The sequence below is a fragment of the Streptomyces sp. NPDC085946 genome (assembly GCF_044540485.1).
Taxonomy (GTDB): Bacteria; Actinomycetota; Actinomycetes; order Streptomycetales; family Streptomycetaceae; genus Streptomyces.
This window is the reverse complement of the sequence record NZ_JBITSF010000062.1, coordinates 1-5,894: the sequence shown is the minus strand read 5'-3', so window position 1 is coordinate 5,894 and position 5,894 is coordinate 1. Positions and strand designations below refer to the sequence as shown.

The 5,894-nt window shown below is 65.1% G+C and carries 2 protein-coding genes and 1 pseudogene; 2 read left to right on the top strand and 1 reads right to left on the bottom strand.

The features are described from left to right. The coding region (locus ACIF8T_RS40415) for a TetR/AcrR family transcriptional regulator C-terminal domain-containing protein (protein WP_400042469.1) at positions 1–382 on the top strand (382 nt) is incomplete at its 5' end. Between the two features lie 122 nt (positions 383–504). Here ACIF8T_RS40415 and ACIF8T_RS40410 read toward each other — a convergent pair. Beyond that, positions 505–1,146 (bottom strand): annotated as a pseudogene (locus ACIF8T_RS40410) (transposase); the annotation flags it as partial. A 909-nt stretch (positions 1,147–2,055) separates the two neighbouring features. Here ACIF8T_RS40410 and ACIF8T_RS40405 point away from each other — a divergent pair. Continuing rightward, positions 2,056–5,826 carry a DNRLRE domain-containing protein gene (locus tag ACIF8T_RS40405; RefSeq protein WP_400042467.1) on the top strand — a complete coding sequence of 1,257 codons (3,771 nt, stop codon included), beginning with the start codon at positions 2,056–2,058 and terminating at the stop codon, positions 5,824–5,826. Positions 5,827–5,894 lie beyond the last annotated feature (68 nt).

Here is a 5,894-nt window from a genome sequence, read left to right as displayed (position 1 = left end):
GATCGGCTCTCTCACCCGCCCTCTGCTCGTGCCCAACCTGATGGTGCACGGCGAGTGGATGCTGCGAGCCCTCGACGGCCACGGACTCGATCCCACCAAACTTTTCGACATTCACGTCCTGCTCTACAGTCATGTCCAGGGCCTGGCTGTGCACCTGGAGATGGAAGCGCACGCCGAAGCAGCCACAGGCCAGTCGGAGGACCAGTGGATGGACAGCCGCACCCCCGCTCTCCAGGAACTAGTGGAATCCGGCCGCTTCCCGACCTTCACCAAGGTGGTCGGAGCCTTCGAGGACGGCTACGACCTGCGTCTCGATGCTCTCTTCGAGTTCGGCTTGAAGGCACTCCTCGACGGCCTCACCTCCATCATCGAAGGTCAGTAAGCCGTCACGTAAATACAAGAAGGAGTCTATCGAGGACCGAATCCACGCCCTTTCACGTTGTGGGACCATCCGCCAGCGACATGCCGGATACGACCACCCTGGCCTCACCGGGCACATCGCGGCCGCTTCCAGTGCTGGTGAGGGAAGTTCGCAAACGCGGTCAGGTCCTCCTTCGCCTCGCGGAGCATCTCTTTGGCCTTGGGAAACTGTTTGCCGAGCGTGTTCGCGACGGTGTCGAGGTGGGCTGGACCGCTTCTGCGGTGGGTTGGGCGAAGAGAGTGCGGATCGTCGCGGCGACCGTCACCGCGGCTCCCTTCGGGATCACTGAGAAGATATTGCGGACGAAGTGGACACGACAGCACTGCCAGACGGTGCCGAGCATGTCCTTGCGGGTGGCCTTGACCAGGTCGCTGTGGCTGTCGGGGGTGACGAGACGGACGCCTGTCGGGCCGCGTTCCCGTAACGAGCGCAAGAACTCGGTCCAGAGCGCTTCGGTTTCGCTGTCGCCGACCATGACGCCCAGGACCTCACGGCCACCGTCCTCGGTGATGCCGGTGGTGATGACGACGGCCTGGGAGACGATCTGGTGGTTCTACGCGTGCCTTGACGTGGGTGGCGTAGAGATAGGCGTAAGGGAAGCGGGTGTGATCCGGCGGCCGGGTGCGGAAGGCGTCGAGTTGCTCGTCGAGGTCCGTGCAGATCCGGGACACCTCGCTCTTCGATATGCCGGTGTCCGAGCTGAGGGCTTTGACCAGGTCATCGACTCACGCTTTCTTGGTGCACCCTGGGCGTTCCTCCGGTACGGGACGAGAGGCTGAACGACAGGGATCTGTACTGTCTCATGCCAATCTGGCGCACAGCCGCGAGTGAAAAGGTTGCGGGGCCGGTCGGTGACCGCCCCGTAGCACTATCAGTGTGATTGGGATACTCCCGGTTAATCCCGATACGGATGATATACGGGTTGTGTCTCAGGACGCGATCGTTGTCACAGTAAGCATCGAGATGGTGCCTGACGTCCTGATTCTCGGTCGGGTCGGCGGAGACGCTCGCCGAACTCACTGAAGTTCTGGCCGACCTCCCATGTGCGGGCGGTGTGGACCGGGTGCTCGGCGAACGCATCACGCGGGTGCTGCGGAAGGAGACGGACGTCGCGTAGGGCGGTGCCGACTTTCTTGGCTGTGCTTTCACTGGCATGGGTGGACGCGATTGCGGCACGTCGCCATGCGAGTCCGGCAGTCTTCACACGACGGTGGTGATGAGGCCCCTCTCCCGCGGCGAGGGGCCCCGGAGGTTTGCTTTCGGTCAGAATTCACCACCTGATACGACGACTTGAGAAGTCTGAGGCTTTGCCGACGGTTCGTCCGACAGTCATGACTTCCTTGAGGCATGTCCGTGAATTGGCGACAGGCGGGCAGCCGCTCAAGCCCTTCGATGCCACACCGAGGTATGGCCAATCCGATGTTTGAGAAGCCGCACCTCCGTAGCCGCAACGCCGACGCGGCCTGCGCGATCCCCCGTCCTCCACTGGGCCAGAAATGCACTACTGCCATCCGCTTGACGGCGCATAGCGTCCTTGTTCTGTACGTCTAGCACACACATTTAATTTCCCAAGAGAAGGGCAGCACTTCGTGTCTCCTGACATACAGTTCTCCGGGGCGAGACGGCACAGACGGGTGTCACGTACGGCGGCCGCGGCAGCGCTGCTGCTGGTCGCCGAAGCCGCCCTCGTCGCCGGCGGCGCGGCCGTGACGGCGGCTCCTCAGGCCGAGGAAGCCCTGCTCCGGAGTCACCAGCCGTCCGAGGAGGAGATCCTCGCCTCCGACATGACCTGGGCGGCCCGGCACGCCAAGGGCTCCAAGGCGTGGGCGATCCTGGAGGCGGAGAAGACTGGCAAGAAGGTCGTCGTCACCGACGAGACGACTGAGACGACGTACACCGTCGCCAACCCCGACGGCACCCTGACCACGGAACTCACCGCCGGCCCTGAACGTGTCCTGCGTGACGGGAAGTGGCAGAAGGTCGACGTCACCCTCGCCCACGGTGCGGACGGCGGCGTCCGGGCGAAGAACCACCCCAAGGGCCTGCGCCTGGGCGGCAAGGGCGGCACGAGGGCGCAGTCGCTGCAGGCTACGAAGGACGCCGCCCCGCGCGACCTCGTCACCCTCGGCGAGGGTGACGAGAGCGTGACCCTGCAGTGGAAGGGCGGACTGCCCGCACCCGCGATCGACGGCACCACGGCCCGCTACCGCGAGGCCATCCCCGGCGCGGACGTCGTTGTTGAGGCGACCCGCACCGGCTTCGAGCAGTTCGTCGAGATACGCGAGCGGCCGGAGGCGGCGGGCCACACCTACACGCTCCCTGTAAAAGCCAAGGGTCTCAAGGCCAAGGCGAACAAGGACGGTTCGGTCACCTTCGCCGACGCGAGGACCGGCGACGCACGGGCCACCATGCCCGCCCCGGTGATGTGGGACGCGTCGGTCGACAAGCGGTCGGGGAAGCACGAGAACCGGACCCAGGTCGGCATGAAGGTCGTCGACAAGGGCGAGGGCCTGATCGACCTCGTCGTCACCCCGGACGCGGCGTTCCTCGCAGACCCAAAGACCGTCTACCCGGTCACTGTCGACCCCTCGACCTCGGCGCTGGCAAACACTTTCGACACCTACATCCAGCAGGGCGAGACCGTCGACTGGTCGGCCGACACCGAACTCGACTTCGGCAACCCCGGCACCAAGAACGCCGACGGCACCTTTCGCACGGCCCGTTCCTTCATCACCTGGAACACCTCGGCGATTGCCGACGCGCTGATCGTCGACACCAACCTGTCGCTGTACAACTTTCACTCCGGTAACACTGACTGCACGGCGCAGAGCTGGACCGTGTGGGACACGGGTGCCCCCTCCACCTCGTCCCGCTGGACCAGCCAGCCCGCATGGAATCAGCAATACCACTCCTCCACCGAAACCATGGGCAACCCGTCCTGCGGTGCCGACGGCTGGATCAACGCCGATGTCGACGCCCTCGTCCAGACCTGGGCGTCCGCCAAGGCCTCCCGCGGACACATGGGCCTGCGCGCGGCCACCGACGACGTCAAACAGTGGAAGCGGGTCAACTCCGCCAACGCCACGACGAATCAGCCCAAGCTGTCCGTCACTTACAACTACCGGCCCTCAGACGGCACGAACCGGCAGGCCGGCGCACCGTTCCGGCAGTACGCAGGCGTCTGGGCCGTCAACACCACCACTCCGACCCTGCGGGACACCTTCACCGACGCCGACGGCGACAAGGTCACCGGCACCTTCCAGGTCTACGACGCCGCCACCAACACCCCCATCACCACCCCGGCGGGTGAGGGTCTGATCGTGTCGGGCTCGGTGGACTCGGGGAAGCCCACCTCCGTCACCGTGCCGGCCGGACAACTTCAGGACGGCAAAACCTACAAGTTCCGCACCAATGCCTACGACGGCACCCATTACAACCTCAACTGGTCCCCCTGGACCCAGTTCGTCGTCGACACCACCGCACCGGAGGAACCGGAGTCCGTCACGTCGAGCACCTACCCGGAGAACTGGGGCGGTGGCGGCGCAGGGATCGAGGGCCGTTTCGACGTCACGACCGGCGATCCGTCCCCGTACGAGGTGCAGTACCGCTTCGACCCGTACGAGGACGACGCGGAGAACAGCGGCTGGGCATCGGTACGCACCACCACGCCTGCGGCCCTGGCCGCAGCACCGGCACCGGAAGCCTCCTACACCGCGACCCCGGCCGCCGACGGCAACCATGTGACGCAGACGCGCACCGTGGATCGTGCAGGAAACGTGGGCCCGATCAGGGACTACGGATTCACCGCCGGCAATCGGAATTACAACCGCGCGCAGAAGATCGACATCAAGCTGCCAAAGCCGAACCTGACCTCCGACGCCGTCGCGTACCTCAACGAACCGCAGCGCATTGCGGACTGGAAGCAGGGCAGTTCGTCCCGGACCCTGAGCAAGGGCGGTGAGACGGTCACCATCACTCCGAAGGACGAGCGGTCACTCGCGGGAACCCGTAAGGCCGCGAAGGAACTGGCCGAGCGGAGCAGGATGCGGGCCCCGTCCTACCCCGATCCGATCGTCACTGGTTCCTGGTGCCAGCCGTCGCTGTCCGGAGAGGCGCAGAAGTCGCTGATCACCCGTAACGAAGCCTGTGTCTTCTACGACCTGAACTACGAGAAGGAGTACCACCTCAACGGCGTCAAGATCGCGGAACACCATGCCGGCTTCGAAATCGCTTTCCAGGTCAAGACCGACCGGCACGACGGGACGATCAAGACGTGGATCGAGATGAACCCGGTCTACAACGACTTCCCCGGGGATGAGAGGTCCGTACTGTTCGGTGACGGCAATCCCATCGCCCACATCGACTCGATGTGCTTCAGCGGCGCGTGCGAAGGCGCCACCGACGGCAGGGATGTGCAGAACTTCGACTTCTACGGCGACCTCAGCTGGAAGGGTGGAGGCGACAGCAACCCGGTCGACTCCCACATGGCCACGGGTACCGCCACGCACAAGTGGGACGGCTCCACCGACGGCGTCGGCCCCACCGATGCCGGGCTGTCCAGGGAGCTGCCGATCTGGTTCATCTTCAACCCGGAGAGTGAGTACGTACCGATCGAGGGTAAGGACGACGACACCGACGGTGGCGACGCCCGCTCGCCCGGCATCGATGTGCGCTGCGACAAGGTCGAATCGTACGGCGATCCGGGATGTGTGCTGACGCAGTACGTTCCCGAGTACCAGATGGATGCCGCCCGTTACCCGGCTGCCGCAGCTCACCTGTGGATGGTCCAGAACAAGTCCGGCGTCAAGGGCCTGGGGACGATCGCCGAGCCGATGCACTACCGTCCCGACGCGGACAACGGCCGTGTGAATTCCACGTGGACCAAGAAGAAGATTCGTGCCCGGGTCTGCGGCTACTACGGCGGCAGCCGAACCGACGGATACGTGCCGACCAAGGGCTTCGTGCCGCATCCGAAGACGTTCATGCACCCGGAGTTCCGTCCGCAGGTGCCCTTGCCGAATCCGGACAAGGTGAACTGTGACGAGGTGCCGTTCGCCTCGGCATACGAGACCGTGGGCCTGCCCGCTTCTGCCGGCGGGTTGAATCCGGCCGGCAAGGCCGGAGGCGGCGAGTGCATTCAGACTGTGGCGGCAAAGGCCGACGACGGTAGTGAACACCTCCTCGACGACACCCGCTACGACGCACCGACGTTCACCGAGAAGTGCGGCCGCTCCTCGATGTCCGGGTACGTCAACCAGGGTGCGATGAACAAGTACGGCAACGAGTTCCTGACGCAGATGCGGGTCATCGACGGCGACGCGTTCGCCGTCGATCCCGGTCGGCTGTGGTTCAAGGACTGCAACACCGCTGCGGCGACTCTCGTCTGCGAGATGAAGAAGCCGTAGCCGCCGCGCCGCTGCCCGGGGTCCGCCGGTCAGGCGGGCCCCGGGCTCACGGGTCAGTGGACGGGGTG